The organism is Thioclava sp. PTB-PU3-1, from assembly GCF_055666785.1.
In genome coordinates, this window is sequence record NZ_JBVNVL010000001.1 from 312092 (window position 1) to 330748 (window position 18657).

Annotated in this window: 19 protein-coding genes; 6 read left to right on the forward strand and 13 right to left on the reverse strand. The window is 65.4% G+C overall.

The window, feature by feature from the left end; translation table 11 throughout:
• Nucleotides 1-52 precede the first annotated feature (52 nt).
• The 3 genes from ACZ7GB_RS01490 to ACZ7GB_RS01500 all read right to left on the reverse strand — a co-directional run bounded on the left by ACZ7GB_RS01490 (nucleotide 53) and on the right by ACZ7GB_RS01500 (nucleotide 2164).
• Complete coding sequence (locus ACZ7GB_RS01490; protein WP_078519371.1) at nucleotides 53-652, reverse strand: HNH endonuclease; 600 nt, start codon at nucleotides 650-652, stop codon at nucleotides 53-55.
• Between the two features lie 220 nt (nucleotides 653-872).
• Entirely contained in the window at nucleotides 873-1535 is a 663-nt protein-coding gene (locus ACZ7GB_RS01495) for an alpha/beta hydrolase (protein ID WP_347429439.1), read from the reverse strand.
• Nucleotides 1532-2164 carry a DNA-3-methyladenine glycosylase family protein gene (locus tag ACZ7GB_RS01500; RefSeq protein WP_472157401.1) on the reverse strand — a complete coding sequence of 211 codons (633 nt, stop codon included), beginning with the start codon at nucleotides 2162-2164 and terminating at the stop codon, nucleotides 1532-1534. The genes ACZ7GB_RS01495 and ACZ7GB_RS01500 overlap by 4 nt, the downstream gene beginning before the upstream one ends.
• Nucleotides 2165-2229: 65 nt before the next feature.
• Here ACZ7GB_RS01500 and ACZ7GB_RS01505 point away from each other — a divergent pair, with 65 nt between their 5' ends.
• On the forward strand, nucleotides 2230-3453 hold the full coding sequence (locus ACZ7GB_RS01505; RefSeq protein WP_472157403.1) for an MFS transporter: 1224 nt from the start codon (nucleotides 2230-2232) through the stop codon (nucleotides 3451-3453).
• Nucleotides 3454-3565: 112 nt separating this feature from the next.
• Here ACZ7GB_RS01505 and ACZ7GB_RS01510 read toward each other — a convergent pair whose 3' ends face one another.
• Entirely contained in the window at nucleotides 3566-4066 is a 501-nt protein-coding gene (locus ACZ7GB_RS01510) for an Lrp/AsnC family transcriptional regulator (RefSeq protein ID WP_078519374.1), read from the reverse strand.
• A 168-nt stretch (nucleotides 4067-4234) separates the two neighbouring features.
• Between ACZ7GB_RS01510 and trxB the strand changes: the two genes are divergently transcribed.
• Genes trxB through ACZ7GB_RS01525 form a run of 3 tightly spaced genes read left to right on the forward strand, consistent with a single transcriptional unit; the run spans nucleotide 4235 to nucleotide 6267 of the window.
• Nucleotides 4235-5185 carry a thioredoxin-disulfide reductase gene (gene trxB, locus ACZ7GB_RS01515; RefSeq protein WP_472157405.1) on the forward strand — a complete coding sequence of 317 codons (951 nt, stop codon included), beginning with the start codon at nucleotides 4235-4237 and terminating at the stop codon, nucleotides 5183-5185.
• Nucleotides 5182-5661, forward strand: a complete 480-nt coding sequence (locus ACZ7GB_RS01520; protein WP_472157406.1) for an RES family NAD+ phosphorylase — start codon at nucleotides 5182-5184, stop codon at nucleotides 5659-5661. The genes trxB and ACZ7GB_RS01520 overlap by 4 nt, the downstream gene beginning before the upstream one ends.
• Before the next feature lie 60 nt (nucleotides 5662-5721).
• A complete protein-coding gene (locus tag ACZ7GB_RS01525; protein ID WP_472157408.1) occupies nucleotides 5722-6267 on the forward strand; it encodes a VOC family protein in 546 nt (181 codons plus the stop codon).
• 13 nt (nucleotides 6268-6280) lie between these two features.
• Here the strand turns inward: ACZ7GB_RS01525 and ACZ7GB_RS01530 are convergent, their stop codons facing one another.
• The 8 genes from ACZ7GB_RS01530 to ACZ7GB_RS01565 form a co-directional block, all read right to left on the reverse strand.
• Complete coding sequence (locus tag ACZ7GB_RS01530) at nucleotides 6281-7330, reverse strand: threonine aldolase family protein (RefSeq protein WP_078546692.1); 1050 nt, start codon at nucleotides 7328-7330, stop codon at nucleotides 6281-6283.
• On the reverse strand, nucleotides 7327-7776 hold the full coding sequence (locus tag ACZ7GB_RS01535) for a YcgN family cysteine cluster protein (protein ID WP_078599267.1): 450 nt from the start codon (nucleotides 7774-7776) through the stop codon (nucleotides 7327-7329). The genes ACZ7GB_RS01530 and ACZ7GB_RS01535 overlap by 4 nt, the downstream gene beginning before the upstream one ends.
• A gap of 258 nt (nucleotides 7777-8034) precedes the next feature.
• A complete protein-coding gene (locus ACZ7GB_RS01540; protein ID WP_078539488.1) occupies nucleotides 8035-8973 on the reverse strand; it encodes a bifunctional riboflavin kinase/FAD synthetase in 939 nt (312 codons plus the stop codon).
• A gap of 29 nt (nucleotides 8974-9002) precedes the next feature.
• Nucleotides 9003-9446, reverse strand: a complete 444-nt coding sequence (locus ACZ7GB_RS01545) for a MaoC family dehydratase (RefSeq protein ID WP_075774735.1) — start codon at nucleotides 9444-9446, stop codon at nucleotides 9003-9005.
• Between the two features lie 141 nt (nucleotides 9447-9587).
• Nucleotides 9588-10466 (reverse strand): TIGR01459 family HAD-type hydrolase, encoded by an 879-nt coding sequence (locus tag ACZ7GB_RS01550; protein ID WP_472157411.1) that lies wholly within the window; start codon nucleotides 10464-10466, stop codon nucleotides 9588-9590.
• Nucleotides 10467-10579: 113 nt separating this feature from the next.
• Nucleotides 10580-11431: a CpsD/CapB family tyrosine-protein kinase gene (locus ACZ7GB_RS01555; protein ID WP_472157413.1), complete on the reverse strand. Its 852-nt coding sequence runs from the start codon at nucleotides 11429-11431 to the stop codon at nucleotides 10580-10582.
• Between the two features lie 16 nt (nucleotides 11432-11447).
• The gene (locus ACZ7GB_RS01560; RefSeq protein ID WP_472157415.1) at nucleotides 11448-12956 is read right to left on the reverse strand and encodes a GumC domain-containing protein; all 1509 of its coding nucleotides are present in this window, start codon (nucleotides 12954-12956) and stop codon (nucleotides 11448-11450) included.
• Nucleotides 12956-13876, reverse strand: coding sequence for an ExeA family protein (locus tag ACZ7GB_RS01565; protein ID WP_472157417.1), 921 nt, complete (start codon nucleotides 13874-13876; stop codon nucleotides 12956-12958). Before ACZ7GB_RS01565 ends, ACZ7GB_RS01560 begins: the two co-directional genes overlap by 1 nt.
• 249 nt (nucleotides 13877-14125) lie before the next feature.
• On the opposite strand from ACZ7GB_RS01565, the gene ACZ7GB_RS01570 reads away from it, so the two are divergent.
• Nucleotides 14126-16642 carry a tetratricopeptide repeat protein gene (locus ACZ7GB_RS01570; protein WP_472157418.1) on the forward strand — a complete coding sequence of 839 codons (2517 nt, stop codon included), beginning with the start codon at nucleotides 14126-14128 and terminating at the stop codon, nucleotides 16640-16642.
• Nucleotides 16643-16722: 80 nt separating this feature from the next.
• Nucleotides 16723-18303 (forward strand): VPLPA-CTERM-specific exosortase XrtD, encoded by a 1581-nt coding sequence (gene xrtD, locus ACZ7GB_RS01575; RefSeq protein ID WP_472157420.1) that lies wholly within the window; start codon nucleotides 16723-16725, stop codon nucleotides 18301-18303.
• Between the two features lie 6 nt (nucleotides 18304-18309).
• Here xrtD and ACZ7GB_RS01580 read toward each other — a convergent pair whose 3' ends face one another.
• Entirely contained in the window at nucleotides 18310-18579 is a 270-nt protein-coding gene (locus tag ACZ7GB_RS01580) for a hypothetical protein (protein ID WP_472157422.1), read from the reverse strand.
• Nucleotides 18580-18657: the final 78 nt, after the last annotated feature.

Here is an 18657-nt window from a genome sequence, read left to right on the forward strand (position 1 = left end):
ATATTTTCACCAATACGAAGACGGGCGTGCCGGAGACGGCGCGCCCTTTTGCTTAGGCTTCCAGCTCGGTGTCCCAGTAGAGGAAGTCCATCCAGCTTTCATGCAGATAGCCCGGCGGGAAGCGACGCCCGATGCGCAGCATATCCTCGGGCTGAGGCTGGCGCGCGGGCTTGAGAAGATGCATCCCGGAGCGTTCCAGCGGCTTGTTGGCCTTGCGCAGGTTGCACGGCGCGCAGGCGGCCACGACATTCTCCCAGCTGGTGATTCCACCACGCGAGCGCGGGATCACATGGTCGAAGGTCAGATCGCCCCGCTTGCCGCAATACTGGCACTTGAATTCGTCCCTCAGAAAAAGATTGAAGCGCGTGAAAGCCACGCGCTTCTGGGGTCGGACATATTCTTTGAGGACGACGACGGAGGGGATTTTGAAGGCCTGCCTCTGGCTGCGCACCACCTCTTCGTATTCGGCGAGGATCGTCACCCTGTCGAGGAAGACCGCTTTTATCGCCTCCTGCCAAGGCCATAGCGAGAGCGGGTAATAGGAGAGCGGCCGGAAATCGGCGTTGAGCACCAGTGCCGGGTGCTGTCTCAGCGCCGCCGGTTCGCGGGTGAATTGGGTTCGAAAATTCGTCCTGTCGCACTCGTCCAGCATGGGTGACTCCGTCCTCGCCCTGTCGCCTGCCTCGGCTCAGGGGCGGGGTCCGCCCCTGCCTTATCCATGACTATATATGGCGTTCGCGATCTGGCAAGCCTCTTGATCTCGCGATTGCTGCCATGCGGCATGGGTAGCAAACAGCCATGACAAAGAAATGACGCTGCGCGAGCGTTTGGCAAGGTTGCAGGTGCCGCGGCGATCGGCGGCCGCGGGCATCTCAGCCCGGCAGTTTGTCTTGCAGGAAGGACAGAGCGACCGACAGCCCGTCGGGCGCGATCCCGTGGCCAGTGCCCTTCATCACATGGGCATAGGTATCGAACCCCGCCGAGACCAGCGCATCGCCTGCCTTGCCCATATCGGCGAAGGGCACGACCGGATCCTGATCGCCATGGATCAGCAGAACCGGCGGCTTGGAGATCGCCTCAGTGCCCAAGGCTTCCGGGCGCAGAAGACGGCCCGAGAAGGCCACCAGCCCCGCGACAGGCTCGGCCCGGCGCGGCAACACTTCGAGCGCGGTCATCGTGCCTTGCGAGAAGCCGATCACGGCGAGCTGCGCGGGCGTCAGCCCCTGCTCTTCCAGCACGGAATCGAGGAAGGCATCCACGTCCGCGGCAGCGTCCTTGAGACCTTGGGCGGATTCCGCTTCGCTGGAATTGTCGATCCAGGGAATCGGGAACCATTGCCGCCCGTAAGGCGCCGCGCGGCAGGGCTCGGGCGCGTCGGGCGCGAGAAACAACGTGTCGGGCATGTGCTGGCCTAGCGGATCGGCGAGGCCCAGAAGGTCCGCCCCGTCGGCACCATAGCCGTGCAGGAACACCACGGCGGATTTCACCACCCCCGATTGCGGCTCTTTGCGTCCGGCTTCCAGCTTGCGGGTCATGGGGCAACTCCTTCACGATCTTTACAGGCCGCGTAATAGGCCCAGAGGCCGCGCGCCGCAACCGCGCGCCACGGCGACCAGGCTGCCGATAGCTCATTGAATTGCTTGCGCTTGGGCCGCTCGGCCAAATCGAACAGGAGCCGCGCCCCCTCGGCCAGCGCCAGATCGTCCACCGCGAAGACATCGGCGCGGCCGAGCGCGAAGATGAGATACATCTCCACCGTCCAGCGCCCGATGCCGGGGATCGGCAGAAGCTGGGCGACCACCTCCTCGTCGGGCATGGCGCGCAGACCCTCGAAATCGACGCCGGAATTGGAGAGCGCCTGCAGGTAGCGCACTTTCTGGCGCGAGAGGCCACAGGCGCGCAGGTCCTCTTCCGAGGCGCCCGCGATGGAGACCGGATCGCCATAGCCCGCGCCGATCACCTTGTTGCGGATCGAGTTGGCGGCGGCGACGGAGACCTGCTGGCCGATGATCGCATCGCGCAGCGCCTCGAACCCGTCCTCGCGGCGGCGTAGAGGCCACGGCCCCGTCAGCGCGCAAACCTCGGCAAAACGCGGCTCTGTGCGGCAGAGAAATTCGGTGCCCTCGGCGATATCGTCTTCGCAGGTAATGATACGTCCAACCATGCGCGACACCCTGCCTCATGCCGCGCCCGCTTGCCAGCCCCCAATCGCCACGCTAGCAAGCTGTCATGAGTGACATGACCGCCCCTCCCGCCTCTCGCGAAAAGCGCAATACGATCGTGCTGGTTCTGGCCCAGGCGCTTCTGGGCGCGCAGATGCCGATGATCTTCACGGTGGGCGGTCTTGCGGGCCAGATGCTCTCGCCCAATCCCTGCCTCGCGACGCTGCCCTTGTCGCTGATCATTCTGGGCTCGGTCCTCTCGGCGCAGCCGATGTCGGAATTCATGGCCGCGAAAGGGCGTCGCGCAGGCTTCATCCTCGCCAACGCGATGGGGGCGCTGGGGGCGGCGACCGCGGCCTATGCGCTCTATCATGGGTCATTTGCGCTGTTCATGCTGGGGTCGTTCTTCACCGGCACCTATATGTCGGCGCAGGGGTTTTACCGGTTCGCGGCGACCGATACCGCCAGCACGGAGTTCCAGCCCAAGGCGATCTCCTATGTGATGGCGGGCGGGCTTGTGGCCGCGATCATCGGCCCACAGCTGGTGAAGGTCACGAGCGAGGCGATGGTCGTGCCATTCATGGCGACATATCTCGCGATCATCGGGATCAATGCGCTCGGGCCGATCCTGTTTTCCTTCCTCGACATCCCGGCTCCGGGGCGGCGCAAGAAGCACGAACATCACGAGGGCCGCACCCGGCGCGAGCTGCTGAAAGACCCGGTGATCCTCGTCGCGATGATCTGCGCCATGGTCTCTTATGCGCTGATGAACCTCGTGATGACTTCGACACCGCTGGCCGTGGTCGGCTGCGGGTTCGAGCAAGGCGACGCGGCCAATATCGTCTCGGCCCACGTGCTGGCGATGTATCTGCCGAGCTTCTTCACCGGCCACCTGATCGCGCGCTTCGGCAAAGAGGTGATCGTGGGCACCGGCCTCGTGATTCTCGCGGCCTCCGGCGCTGTGGCGCTGACCGGGGTCGATCTGGACCAGTTCTACATCTCCCTGATGCTGCTGGGGCTGGGTTGGAACTTCGGCTTCATCGGCGCGACCTCGATGCTCGCCTCCGCCCATAGCCCCGAAGAGCGCGGCCATGTGCAGGGGATGAACGATTTCGTCGTCTTCGGTGGCGTCTTCCTCGCCTCGCTCGCCTCGGGCGGGCTGATGAACTGCACCCAGAGCGGTAGTGCCCAAGCGGGCTGGCAGGCGGTCAACCTCGCGATGATCCCCTTCCTGACGCTGGCGGGCGCCGCGCTGATCTGGCTGGTGCTGCGCCCGAAAGAGACCCGCTAAAGGGGGCGCCGCGCGCCCCTTCGGCTTGGCGAAAATATCCCGGGGTGGGAATTCGCGGCAGCGAATGGAGAGGCGGCGCCCCTCCGACAACGGTTCAATTCAGAGTAAGGCTTCAAGCCAGCTTGGCGATGCGCTCTTCGAGCACGTCGAAGGGCACGCCCGGCTCGTCCTTGGCGCAGCGGATCACCAGCGAGGTCTTCACGCTAGCCACGTTCTCGGCGGCGGTGAGTTGGCCGGTCAGGAAGCTCTGGAAGCTCGAGAGGTCCGGCGCCACGCATTTCAGCACGAAATCGATCTCGCCATTGAGCATGTGGCACTCGCGCACGAGCGGCCATTCGCGACAGCGCGACTCGAAGTTCGACAGGTCCGCTTCGGCCTGGCTGTGCAGGCGCACCATCGCGAAGACCTGCACTTCGAAACCCAGCTCGCGCGGGTTCACGTCGGCATGGTAGCCACGGATGTAGCCCGCCTCTTCGAGCGTGCGCACGCGGCGCAGGCAGGGCGGGGCCGAAATGCCCACACGCTTGGCCAGTTCGACATTCGTCATCCGCCCGTCCGCCTGCAGTTCGGCAAGGATTTTACGGTCGATGTCGTCGAGCCGGGAGGTGGGCATGTTGAAATAATCCTTCGTGGGTTGCGGCAGAACTTACCGCTGGAAGAGAGGATGCGCAATAATATTTCGCGGACTGCTCCGCAAGTGCTATTTGTCGCGGAAAGCGGGGGCTTTTCGGCGGGCCTCGCTCCGACTATATCCGTCGGGCAGAATTCCAAGGAGGCAGGCATGTCCGAGACGAAGAAAACCAAGGTTCTGATCATCGGCTCCGGCCCTGCGGGCTACACGGCGGCGGTCTACGCGTCGCGTGCGATGCTCGAGCCGGTTCTGGTGCAAGGCATGCAGCCGGGCGGCCAGCTGACCATCACGACCGAGGTCGAGAACTGGCCCGGCGAGAGCGAGATTCAGGGCCCCGACCTGATGGTGAAGATGGAAGAGCATGCCCGCGCGATGGGCACCGAGATCATCATGGACATGATCACCGAGCTCGACACCTCGAAGCGTCCCTTCGTGGCGAAAGGCGATTCGGGCACGACCTACGAGGCCGCGGCGGTGATCCTCGCCACCGGGGCGCAGGCGAAATGGCTTGGCCTGCCCTCGGAAGAGAAGTTCAAGGGCTTCGGCGTCTCGGCCTGCGCGACCTGTGACGGGTTCTTCTATCGCGGCAAGGAAGTCGTGGTGATCGGCGGCGGCAACACCGCCGTGGAAGAGGCGCTGTTTCTGACCAATTTCGCCTCCAAGGTGACACTGATCCACCGCCGCGACACGCTGCGCTCGGAGAAGATCCTGCAGGATCGGCTGTTCAAGAACCCCAAGGTCGAGATCGAGTGGAATCACACGGTCGAGGAAATCCTCGGCGACGAAAATCCGCTCGGCGTGACCGGTGTGCGGGTGAAATCCACCACCGATGGGTCTGAGAAGGTCATCCCCTGCGATGGGTTCTTCGTGGCGATCGGGCACGCGCCCTCGTCCGAACTCGTGAAGGACAGCCTGAAGATGCAATCGGGCGGCTATGTCTGGGTGGAGCCGGGTTCGACCCGCACGTCCACCCCCGGCATCTTCGCGGCCGGTGATCTCACCGATCACACCTATCGTCAGGCGGTCACCTCCGCCGGTATGGGCTGCATGGCCGCGCTCGACGCCGAGAAGTTCCTCGCCGAGCAGGGCGAAGCTGAGTGATCCCTTTCCACGGCACGGTCTGGCGGATCCTCTCTGCCGACCGTGCCGAGGAGGCTTGCGAACCGGCCCGCCATCCGGAGGGCCGGTTTCATTATTCCGGGCAGGTCGCACTTTATGCCTCGCTGAGTGCGGAGGGGGCTGCCGTGGCGCTCCGGCGCTATGTGCGGACCGCTGACCCGCCGCGGGTGATCGTGCCGCTAGAGATCATGACAGAGGCGATGGACGACCTGCGCGGCACGCCCGATCAGGCGGCGGCGTCCGTGGTCTGGCAAGATAACCGGGCAAGCGGCGCGCCCTCGCCCACTTGGCGCTTCTCGGATCGGGCACGCGAGGGTGGCGCACAGGGGCTGCTCTACGCCTCGCGCTCACGCCCCGATCTGAGCCACCTGGTCCTGTTCGAGGTCTCGTCCGCAACAGTGCGGCAGGCGGGCCCTGCGCAACCGTGGCACCCGCCCTACCCCATCCCATCTGCGTGAGACGTCATTGCACCGTCGCGCGCCCCCTCTAGGGTAAAGTCAAACAGGAGGAGGCCGCTCATGCGCTGGCGCGGGGTCAATCACGTCGAATTTTCGGTGCTCGACTATGAAAGATCGATCGCCTTCTACGATGCGATGTTCGGATGGCTTGGATATAAAAGCTTCTGGACGCTCGATATCGGCTATCGGTCGACCTATTACATGGCGCGCTTCCCGATGCCGCATTCCTATATCGGCATTCAGCCCGCACATTCGGGCGAGAAACTGGATCACGAAGCGCGGGCCGTGGGCATCCATCACATTGCGCTCTGGGCGAAGTCACGCGCCGAGGTGGATGCGTTTCACCGCGATTTCCTGATCCCGCGCGGGCTGTCGGTCACGGACGCCCCGCAGGAATATTCCGTTTATGCGCCGGGCTATTACGCGGTCTTCTTCGACGATCCGATCAACGGCATTCACTGGGAACTGGCGCATATCCCGCGCATTCCGGGCCTTGGGGCGATCGCTAGGTTCCGCGCGGCCTTGAGAGCCGCGCAGAAAGAACATTCGGAATGGAACGGCCCGCCCGAGAAGATCGCGTTTCGCGACCTGCCCGGACGGCGCTGAACTTCGGCGCTGATTACGCCAGATGACCGAGGAAGGCGTCGATTTCCTCGGGCGTCGTGGCCCAGGAACAGACCAGTCGCGCGGCCAGAAGCTCGTCCTCGGGCCCTTCCAGCGACTGGTCGAACGGCCAGAGGTAGTAATAGGCCCCCGCCGCATTCGCGCGCTTATGCGCCCCGCGCGGCAGGGCTGCGAAGACCGCGTTGGCCTGCGTCGGGTGAATCAGTTTCGCGCCCTCGATCTGGCCGATGCCTTCCGAGAGTTTGCGTGCCATTTCATTGGCATGCCGCGCGGTCTTCAACCAAAGATCATCGGCCAGATAGGCCTGCATCTGGGCCCCCAGGAAGCGGTGTTTCGAGAAGAGATGGCCGCCGCGCTTGCGGCGCAACTCGAATTCCCAGGCACGTTTGGGATCGAAAATCACCACCGCTTCGACGCCCATGCAGCCGTTCTTCGTGCCGCCGAAGCTGAGCACGTCGACGCCCGCCTTCCACGTCATCTCCGCCGGCGTGCAGCCCGCGGAAACCAGCGCATTGGCAAAACGTGCGCCGTCCATATGCACAGGCAGATGGAAGCGGCGGGCGACATCGCTCAGGGCTTTCACATCCTCGGGCGAATAGACCGCGCCCGCCTCGGTCGAGTTGGTGATCGAGACCATGCCGCGCTGCACGTTATGGATGCCGCCGCGCCCGGTATGCGCGATGGTGCGCGCGAGCGCGTCGGGGTCCATCTTGGCATCCGGCCCGTCGACCAGAACCAGCTTCGAGCCGCCGGTGTAGAATTCGGGCGCGCCGCATTCGTCTTCCTCGATATGGGCGTTGCGATGGCAGAAGATCGCGCCCCAGGGCTGGGTCAGCACCGCGCAGGAGAGCGCATTGGCCGCCGTCCCGGTCGCGACGAGATAGACACGCGCTTCGGGCGCCTCGAAGATCTCGCGAATCTTCGCCTGCACGCCTTCGGTGATCGGGTCGTCGCCATAGGAATGCACATGCCCTTCATTCGCGGCCATGAGGCCCTCGAGAATGGCGGGATGGGCACCGGACGTGTTGTCGGAGGCAAAATTCATGAGAGATCCTCGATCGTGTATTCGTCCCATTCTTCTTCGGGCACTTCGAATTCGGGCACGGTCCAGCCGCGCACGCTTTCTCCGGCCTCATGGACCGTCTCGCGCGAGCCCGAGATCAGGTAGTGCCAGTCATGCAGAGGCTTGTCTTCGAAGCGCAGCCGGTAGGCGCAGGTCGCGGGCATCCAATAGGCGATCTTGTGGATCGTCTTGGGGCTGAGCGTGACGCATTCGGGAACGAACTGGTGGCGAATGTCATATTGCGTGCAGCTGCAGCTCTCGCCATCGAGAAGCCTGCAGGCGACGCGGGTGAAGACGACCTCGCCCGTATCCTCGTATTCGAGCTTGTTCAGGCAGCATTTGCCGCAGCCATCGCACAGCGCCTCCCATTCGGGGGCGGTGAGCTTTTTCAGCGGCAGTTTCCAGAACTCGGGGCGCAGTTTGGTCATGGCGCGGAAAATGGGGCAGCGGCGGGCAAATGGAAAGGGCAGATCGGCGGATCGTGAGCGGATCTGCGATTTGGACATGGCGGGACGGGCAGACCGACGACTTTTGGCGCGGGGCGACCAGCCCCGGGCCGCGCCCGACCTCCCCCCGGGAGGGCGCATTGGCGATGGTGTCGCGGGTTCAAGCGTCATCCGGGCTTGCGAGATAAAGCGCCCAGCCACTGGCGACATAAAGCGCCCGCCCGAGGTCGGGCGCGACCCTCAGCGCTCGGCCAGTATCTCCCGCGCGCGGGCGCAATCGGCATCCATCTGCGCGACCAGCGCCTCGACGCCGTCGAACTTCATCTCGGGGCGCAGGAATTCGACCAGCGCGACCGAGACATGCTCGTCGTAGAGATCGCCTTTGAAATCGAAGACGAAGGTTTCGAGGTTCGGGGTGTTCTCGCCGAACATCGGGCGCACGCCGAGGCTCGCAGCGCCGGTATAGCTGCCCTTATGCGGCCCGGTCAGCACGTCGAACTTCACCGCATAGACGCCGAGCTTGGGCAGATGCAGCCCGGCCATCGACATATTCGCGGTCGGATAGCCCAGATCGCGGCCGCGCTTGTCGCCATGCAGCACCGCGCCCTCGATCCGGTGCAAGTGGCCCAGCATCGCCGCGGCGTCCTCGGGGCGGCCTTCGGCCAGTGCGGTGCGGATCGCGGTCGAGGACGCCTCCACCCCCTCGACATGCAGAAGCGGCGCGACGGTGACCTCGAAGCCGTATTTCGCGCCCAGCTCCGTCAGCATGGCCGTGTCGCCCTCGCGCCCCTTGCCGAAGCGGAAATCGCCACCCACCGCGACATGGGTCACGCCCAGACCTTCAGCCAGCACTTCGCGGGCGAAAGCGTCGGCGCTCATATCGGCCAGTTCTTCGTTGAAGGGCAGCTCATAGAGCCGCTCGACCCCGAGCTTGGCGAGCCGGTTGGCGCGCGCCTCGGGGTTCATCAGCCGGAAGGGCGGCAGGGTCTTGCCCGCCCGGGCTGCGAAGAATTCGCGGGGATGCGGCTCGAAGGTGATGACGCCCAGCGGCGCATCTTTCCCGCGCGCCTGATCGATCACCGATTGATGGCCGAGATGGATGCCGTCGAAATTGCCCATCGCGACGGAGGCCCCGCGCGCGGATTTCTCCAGCGATTTCCAAGTGGTCAAGCGTTTCATCCACCCCGCCCTCCGGCGAGGTCGCCGGGTCAGTCGAACTTGCGCGAGGGCGCCAGAACCAGCGCCTCGCCTTTCACGACCACCGTATCGCCCACCGCGCAGTGGGTTTCAAGCGTGACACGGCGACGCGAATGGTCGATCGCCGTCACCTTCACCTCGGCATAGACCACATCGCCGGGACGCACGGGGGCCATGAATTTCAGCGACTGGCCCAGATAGACCGTGCCGTGACCGGGAAGCTGCTCGCCGATCACCGCCGAGATCAGCCCCGCGGTCAGCATGCCATGCGCGATTCGACCCTCGAAAATGGTGTCTTGCGCATAGGCATCGTCCAGATGGACGGGATTATGGTCGGTGGAGACCTCCGCGAACATCTCGATGTCGCGGTCGGTGACCTCCTTGCGGAGGTAGCGCACCATGCCGATTTCCAGATCTTCGATGCAGATCGTGCCACGGGGCAGGTTGTCGAGCATATCCATAGGTCCCAGCCGGAAGTTCATGTTGCACTGCGGCATAGCACATGCGGCAGAGCACAGGCAAGACGCCTGCGCAACTTTTTTACCCTACCGCAACAAAAGGCGCAACAAAGTTACCGCCTGAATTTTGCGCTCCGCTCAGGTCAGCTGACCCATCGTGTAGAGCGGGTCGCGCTGACGCGCCTCCAGCCAGGTGCGCAGCAATTCGGGATTGGGGTTCTGCGGATCGGCCCCGAACTGGTCATGCGCCAGACCGCTGGAGATGAAGAGGCAATCGATCCCCTCGCCCGCAGCGCCGGCCACATCGGTATTGATCCCGTCTCCGATGGCGAGGATGCGCGCATCCTCCGCGCCGCCCAGACGGCTCAGCTTGCGCCGCGCGAGATCGTAGATCGGCGGATGGGGCTTGCCAAAATACATCGCCTCGCCGCCCATTTCCTCATAGAGCGCAGCCAGCGCGCCCGCGCAGTAGATGCGCTTGTCGCCCAGATCGACGACGATATCGGGGTTCGCGCAGAGCATCGGCAGTTCCCGCATCTTCGCGAGCAGGAACTTCGGGCGGTAATCCTCGGGGACTTCATTCACCTCGTCGAAGGGGCCGGTGCAGACGATGCCCTCGGCCTCGTCGAAATCGACACGGGTGATCTCGGCCTGCCCCTGCCATTCCTCGGGCACCTCGGTGAAGAACCCGTCATCCTTGGACGGGCCCAGATGCCAGACCTTCTTGCCCACGGCGCCCGCGAACATCGCATCCTGTGCGGCATCGCCGGAGGAGACGACGAGATCATAGGCGTCACGCGGACAGCCCAGCCGATCGAGCGACTCCATCACGAATTTCGCGGGCCGCGGAGCGTTGGTCAGAAGCACGACCTTGCCGCCCTTCGCACGAAACGCCTGCAGCGCCTCGACCGCTTCGGGAAACGCCTTAACTCCGTTATGAAGGCAGCCCCAGAGGTCGCAGAACAGCGCGTCATAGGGATCGGAAATCTCGGACAGCGAAGAGATGATGCGGGTCATGGCGGCCTTTCGTCAGCAGGGTTTGGCGCGGACGGAGCCCCCCGCAGGCGGGGGCCGCGCGCTTACCGAAGCTATATGGCACGGGCGTGACCGAAGGCAAAGCGGTCGGCCGCTCAGTCCTCCTCCGTCGCGGCACCGTAACCGTAGCCATAGGCGTAGCCGTATTCGGGGGCGGCGAAGCGGAATTTGTTGACCACGACGCCCATGACATTGGTGCGTTCGGCCAGCTCACGCTCGCAGATGTCGATTTCCTGAATCGTGGTCTCTTCGGTCGCGGCGATGATCAGCACGCAATCGACATGGGCGGCGAGCGAGAGCGTATCGTCGCTGACCAGCACCGGCGCGGTGTCGAAGATCATCAGGTCGGGGGCGTAGATCGTCTCGATCCGCTCGAGCGCCTCGGCAGCGCGGCGCGACTGGATCAGTTCGGCCGGGGTCTCCACCGGCTTGCTATTCGCGCCAATCGCGAGGTTGCCGCCCAGCCGCAACGCGTGATCGGCAAACTCGGCCGTACCTGCGAGCACTTCGGAGATCTGCGGCCCGCGCGGCGCGTCGAGCAGCTTCAACAGCGAGGGCTTGCGGAAATCGGCCTCGATGAGCAGCGTGTGCCGTTCTTCCTGCCGTGCGAGGCTGAGCGCAAGATTGAGCGCGACGGTCGATTTCCCGCAGCCCGCCGAGGGCGAGGTGATCGCCAGCCGCCGCCAGCCATTGGCCCGCATCTGCTGCACGATCTTGGTGCGCATCAGGTCGATCGGGGCGCTCTCGGCGCTGCCATCGGGGCTGACGATGCGCTTGCCGCGCAGCCGCCCCAAATTCGGGGCGATCGGTGTCAGCGCCTGCCACGCGCCCGCCGCGATGCCGTCGCTGCCGGGGGCGACCTGCGCCCGGACCGAAGGCTCGGACGCCGCGCGGCCCGTGCGGGCGGCGCGCGCCTTGGCAATCGCGTCTCGCAATCTTTCCGCCATCTCTCGCCTCCTTGCCTCAGAACAGCCGGTCGAGCGGCATGTAGAACGCGCCGAACAGCACCACGACCGCAACGAAAGCCGCGCCGACCATCGAGCCGGAGACCAGCACCTTGCGGCGACGGCGGCGCGCGTCTTCGGGCGTGCTCAGATAGGGCAGCGTCGCGAAAGCCGAGATTCCCAGATGGCGCTGCAGATCCTCGGGGCGGCGGATTCCGGTGCTGAGCAATTCGCGCAGCGCAATCGCCACGAGACCAAGCAACAGCCCCACCCCGACGCCTGCCAGCGCGAGCGTCTTGCGATTGGGTTTTACCGGCTCTCCCGGCGCGACCGCCTGATCGATCACGGTCAGCTTCTCGCCCTTGGCCAGCGACTCGATCGTATCGCCCGTCTCGGCAACGGCGCGCGCTTTCACGGCGCTGTCGTATTGATCGGCGAGATTGTCGTGATCGCGGCGCAGCGCCTCGAGCGCCGATGCGTTAGCGGGCACTTTCGCAATCGCCTCGCGGAGTTGCGCGATTTTCAGATCGGCGGCATCCCCGGCGGCCTGCGCCACGAAAAGCGTATCGGTCAATTCGCGCAGACGGCCCTCGAAGGCGGAGTTGGCTTTCGGCAGCGGCAGCGCCACCTGCTGCGCCAATTCCTGAATCTGCGCGCCCAGCGCCGCAAGGCGGGCGTCATCGGCGGGCAGTAGCGGTTTGAGCGCGTCTCGCTGCGCCTCGAGCCGGGACAGTTCGCGCGCGGAGGGCGGATAGATCGCGTCGCGGTCCACCACACGCCCCGCCGCTTCGCGCAGCCGCACCAGCCGGTCGATCTCCGTCTCGGTCTCGTTCACTTGCGCGAGCCGGGTCTCCGCGCCCGCCTGCACGGCGGCGAGACGGTCGCGCAGCAGCGGAAGTTCTTCGGGCAGCGCGTCGCCGTTCTCCTGCTTGAACTGCAACATCGCGCTGGAGGATTTCGCGAGTTCACCTTCCAGCCGATCCACCTCGCGCGAGAAGAAATCAAGCGTGTCGCGCGCGGCCTTGGTGCGGATATCGCTGTCTTCCTTGAGGATGCGCGTCACCAGTTCGTTCGCGACCCGCGCGGCGCGGGCGGGAGCGCCAGCGCGGAAGGACACCGTCATGAAGGTCGCGTCTTTCGGGGCGGAGCGCGACTTGCTCTGCTCGGAGATCTCGATCTCGACCGAGTTCTGCAGCGCCTCGAAAACCGCATCGGCATTGCGCGCGCCGGACTCGGTGCGCAGATCGGGGAACAGTGCCATTCGCCGCGCCATGTCGAGCAGGCTTTCGCGCGAGAGAACCCGCTTGCGGATCACCTGCAGCTTGGCATTGGTGTCGGTGCGCACGGTCGAGGCCGCCAGACCGTCCGGGATGCGGTCCCCTTCGACGACGAGAAGCGCCTTGGCCTCGTAGATCGGCGTGATCATCCGCCCCGCCGCCAGACCGACAAGCGCGCCCAGCAGCACCGCCAGCAAAAGCCAGTGGATCCGCCGGGCGAACAAAGCAGCGTAGAAGCGGAGCTCCCGCATCAGCGCCCTCCCCTGTGGAGGAAGGCGGGCGCTGCCTCAGCAGTCGCTGCAGTGTCAGGCGCGGGCGCGATCACGCGCGGCTTCGCGCGCTGGGTCTCGACCGGCAGATAGAAGACGTTGTCCTCGATCACCCTGTCGATGATCTCGCCGGTGACGATCTCCGAACGCGCCGAGTAGGCATAAACCATGCCCAGATCGGCCAGCTGGTTCATCAGCCGCGGAAGGCCACCGCAATGGGCGTGCAGTTTCTGTGCGGCTTCGGGGGTGAAGATTTCGCGCGTCGCGCCTGCGACCTGCAGGCGATGGGCGATATAGGGCTGCGCGCAATCGGCGGGCATCGGCCCGAGATGGAAGCCGGAAGACACACGCTGCGCGAACTGGCGCAGCTCTGGCCGTGCGATCAGGTCGCGCAGTTCCGGCTGCCCCATCAGGATCAGCTGCACCAGCTCGTCCTTGTCGGCGTTTATATTGGTGATCATGCGCAGCTCTTCGAGCACGCCCGTATCGAGGTTCTGCGCTTCGTCGATCACCACCACCACGCGCCGCCCGGCAGCATATTCCTGGATCAGAAGCTGCTGGAAGCGGTCATAGATCAGGACGTAATCCTCGCCCGCCTCCACCCGCTGGCCGAGCGAGAGCATGATCCAACGGATCACGTCATCGCGCGAGCCGCGCGCGTTCGACACGAGCGCGATGGTCACATCCTCGGAAATCGTCGCCATCAGGTGACGCAGCAGCGTCGTCTTGCCCGCCCCCACCTCGCCAGTGATCAGCGTGATCGGCGCGCGCGAGAACAGCCCGTATTCGAGCATCGTCGCCGCGTGCTTGTGCTCTGGAGACCAGAACAGGAAATCGGGATCGGGCAGCAACGAAAAGGGACGCTCTGCCAACCCGAAGAATTCGGTGTAGATTTCGTTCATGCCTGTACCGGGCCTTTGGCCTCTGGGATTTGTTTGCGCCAGTAAGCTGCATCTCCCCACCTTACGCAAGAATTCGTGAGCAATTCGCGAGTGGCTGAGGCGAAACTGTCGCAAAAACGCGTCTATTCCTAGGAAAACTGGCCATTTAGACAGGGGGGCGCTGTTCAAATCTCTTTATAGATGACGTCGGAGCAGCTAGCCTTTCTGCCAAGCGCCAGTCAGAGCGCAGTAGCAGAGCAGGCAAGACAGATGCCCCGATACCAGTATGCGCGCGCGAGCTTTTTCGCGCTTTGCGCGGCACTCGCATTGAGCGGCTGCAAGAGTGACGCAGACAAGGCCGAAGCCCATTACCAATCGGCCCAGACCCTTCTGGCCGAGGGCGATCCCGTCCGCGCGATGGTCGAGCTGCGCAACGTCTTCGAATATGACGGCACCCATAAGGCCGCGCGGCGCGCCTATGCCGATCTGCTGCTGGCGCAGGGACGGCTGCAGGAAGCCTTCAGCCAATATCTGCGTCTGCTCGAACAATATCCCGAGACGGTCGAGGTGCATCGCATCCTTGCGGAGCTGTCGCTGCGCACGGGCAACCTGCCACGCGCGCAAAAACAGGTCGACGCGGTGCTGGAACTCGCGCCCGACGATCCCGGCGCGCAGGCGGTGCAGCTTGCGCTCGACCTGCGAGAGGCCAGCCTGTCGCGCGACACGGGCCGCCAGTCCGAAATCGCGGCGCAAGCCAAGGCGCTGACCGCGGCGCATCCCGAGATCCTGACCGGCTGGCATGTGCTGATCGACGCGCGCAACGCCCAAGGCGACGACGCCGCGACGCTGGCCGCGCTCGATGCGGCGCTGACCCGCGATCCTGCGCAATACCGGCTGCAGGTTCTCAAGCTGGAACTGATCTCGAAGCGCGGCGCGAACGCGGAGATCGGCGCGCAGCTCGAAGGGATGCAGGGGCTGTTCCCCGAAGACCCGAAAACGCGCACGGCGCTCATCGCGTGGTATGTGCTGCGCGACGATCCGGCGGGGGCGGCGCGCTTCCTACGCAAGCTCGCGACAGATCGAGACCAGCAGACGGGCGGCTATCTGGAACTCGTGCGCTTTCTGGCCCGCGCGAAAGGCGTCGAGGCCGCGCGGGCCGAACTCGACTCGCTCATCAGGCAGTCGAAGGGCCAGTCGAATGAGGCGATCTTCACCGCGATGCGGGCCGATCTGGATTTTCAGGCCGGAGACCGGGCGGCCGCTTTGACGCGGATGCAGGCGCTGATCGAAAGCCAACCGGACAGCGAGGAAATGCGCCAGCTGCGCAGCGCTTACGCCCGGATGCTCGACCATGACGGGCAGCGCGAAAAGGCGAAAGCCGAGATCGCGGCCATCCTGAAGACCGATGCGACCAACGTCCCTGCCCTGCAGCAGCGCGCGGCGTGGCGGATCGAGGAGGATCGCCTCGATCTGGCGATCACCGATCTGCGCAGCGCGCTGCAGCAAGCCCCCGACAATCCGCAGACCCTGACCCTGCTGGGCGAGGCCGATCTGCGAGAAGGCGCGCCCGATCTGGCGATGGGGCGCTTCAGCCAGGCCTATGATGCGGCGGGGCGCGCCGCGCCCGAGGCGATCCGCTATGTCGATTTCCTCTTCGCGCATGACCGCGCCAGCGCCGCGCGGACGGTTCTGGCCGAGGCCGTGGCGGTAACCCCCAACAGCCCCGGACTGCTCAAGCGGCAGGCCGATCTGGCGCTTGCCGATCGCGACTGGATGCTTGCCCATCGCATCGCGGACCGCCTTGCCGCATCGTCGGCCCCGGGCACGGAGGCGCTGGCGCAGTCGATCCGCGCCGCGATCCTGATGGGGCGCGGCCGCAGCGAGAGCGCGATCGAGACGCTGAAAACCCTGGTGCAGATGCCCCCGACCGGCGAAGACGGCGTCACCACGGCCCCTGCGGTCTCGGCGGCGGCGGTCTCGGCCGTGGTGCAGGCGCAACTGGCCTCCGGGCGGGGCGGCGAGGCGCGCGCCTATCTCGAGGCGCAACTGAACGAACAACCCGGCAATCGCGGCTTGCGGCTGCTGGAGGCCAACCTCTGTGCGATTCAGGGCGACACCGACCGGGCCGAGACCGGGCTGCGCACGCTGATGTATGAAGACCCGGCGGATCCGCGCCCGGCCCGCCAGCTCTATCGCCTGCTCGCGGCCCAAGGACGCGAGGGCGATGCGCTCGCGGTGATCCAGACGGCGCTGGAAAAGGAGCCGCAGGCCGATCCGCTGCTGCTGCTCTACCGGGCGCGCTCGGAGGAGAAATCGGGCCGGTTCGACGCGGCGATCGCGACCTATGACGATCTCTACACGCGCGACAGCGGTGATCTGATCGTGGCGAATAACCTCGCGAGCCTGCTGAGCACCCATCGCGACGACCGGCCCAGCCTCGAGCGTGCGGCGCAGATCGCGAAACGCTTCCGCGAGCGGCCCGAACCCGCCTTCAAGGACACCTACGGCTGGGCGGAATACCGGCTGGGCAATTACGGAGCCGCGCGCCCCCTGCTCGCCGCTGCCGCCGCCGGATTGCCGGAGAACGCCCTCGCGCAATATCACTACGCCGCCGTGCTGATCGCGCTGGAAGAGACTGATCTGGCCGAAGCCGCCCTGCGCGATGCGCTGCGTCTGGCCGGTGAGCCCTTGCCGCCCGCGATGCAAGGCGCGCAGGCGCAGCTTGCGGCGCTGACCGGAGAGGGCTCGTCGGGCAACACCCCGCGCCCGGCTCCGGCCCAGCGCTGATTTTGTCTTTGGATCAAAGCTCTCGCAGGGTAAGCTCATGTTAAGCGCCGCGTCAGACGGCCTATGAGCGAGCAGTCGAGATGATCACCACGAGCCCCCCTCTGCGCGAGGTGCGTGCCCTGCCATGGGGCGCGCTCGGCCTGCTGTCGCTGGCCGTCCTCTCCTATCCGTTCTTCGCATTGGGGCTCGCGAGCCTCGGGGCCGCTTGGTCCACGCCGGAATACAGCCACGGGCCGCTGATCCCGCTGATTTCGCTCTATCTTTTCGCGCGCGAATTGCATCACGCACCGCTCACGCTGGAGGCCCGCCCGCAGCGCTGGCAAGGCGTCGCGGTGATCGCACTCGCCCTCGCTCTCGCCGTCTTCGGCACCCGCGCGCAAATCGCCGATTTCGTGACCTATGCGCTGATCGTCTGGATGATGGGCGCGGTGCTCTTGAGCATGGGCTGGCAGGCGGGCAAACGCCATTGGAAGCCGGTGCTGCATCTGATCTTCATGCTGCCGCTGCCGCAGATCCTCTACTGGAAACTCACGATCGCGCTGCAACTCGTCTCGTCGGAATTGGGCGTGATGCTGGTGCGCGCCGCTGACATCCCGGTGCATCTGAGCGGCAATGTGATCGACCTCGGCGTCTACAAGCTGCAGGTGGCCGATGCCTGTTCGGGACTGCGCTATCTCTTTCCGATCCTCAGCTTTTCCTATCTGTTCGGCATCCTCTATCGCGGCCCGTTCTGGCACAAGGCGGTGCTCTTCGCGATGGCCGCACCGCTGACGGTGCTTCTGAATTCGCTGCGCATCGGCATGGTCGCGATCCTTGTCGACGCTTACGGCATCGAGCAGGCCGAGGGCTTCCTGCATGTCTTCGAGGGCTGGGTGATCTTTGGGGCGGCGATCGCGATCCTCAGCCTCACCGCAATCGGGCTGCAGCGGCTGGTGGCCGAGCCGAAACCGCTCTCGGAGGCGCTCGATCTGGACTATCGCCGCTTCGCGCCGGAAGCGCGGCGCTTGCGCAACCTCGCGCCGTCGCGCGATCTGGGGCTGGCGGTCATCCTGACGGGGGTCGCGCTGGCGCTCTGGTCGGGCCTGCCGCAGATGACGACGTTCCCGCCTGAGCGCGCGCCGTTGTCGTCCTTCCCGACGCAGATCGATGGCTGGCAGGGCACGCGCCGCCCGCTGGAGCCTGCGACCGAGCAAGTCCTGGCAGCCAGCGATTATCTCAACGCGGTTTATACAAATCCCGCTCAGGATGCCCCGGTGAACCTGTTCGTCGCGTGGTATGCCGATCAGAGCCAAGGCGACGGTATCCATTCGCCCGAGGTGTGCCTGCCCGTCGGCGGCTGGGAGGTCAGCACCTTCCGCCCGCATCGTATCGCCCTGCCCCACCGCGCCCCCTTTGCGGTCAACCGCGCGATCATCACCAAGGGGCTCAACCGGCAACTGGTCTATTACTGGTTCGACGAGCGTGGCCGCGCGATGACGAGCGACTGGCGCGCGAAGCTGTCGGTGATAGTCGATGGCATCACGCGCGGACGGACCGACGGCGCGCTGGTGCGCTATGTCACGCCGATCCGCCGCGACGAGGATATCCGCGCAGCCGACCGCCGCCTGACGCGCTTCATCGGGCAGTCTCTGCCCCGGCTGAGTGCCTCGATTCCGGATTGAGCGGGCTTACGAGCCCAGCGCGACGGTCCCGCCCCAGCAGCCCGGGATCGGGTTGCGCGTATCGAACACAAGCGGGCAGGTCTCCACGGCTTTGATCGCACGATCCACGCGCGCATCGGCCATCGCTGGCGTCAGCCCGATCGCGAGCGCATGGGCCACCGGATCGTAGATCGCACGGCCTGACAGATCAGCGGTCGCATGAGGCGTGGCTTCGCGCAGATCACCCGCGAAGGCAGAGCTGGCGACACCGGTCACAACCAGTGCGGTAAACGCCACCGCCGATGTCCTCCAATGCGCCATACAAGTTCCAAGCTGAATGCTTAACGATATGGGGCGAACCATCTCGCTGTCCGC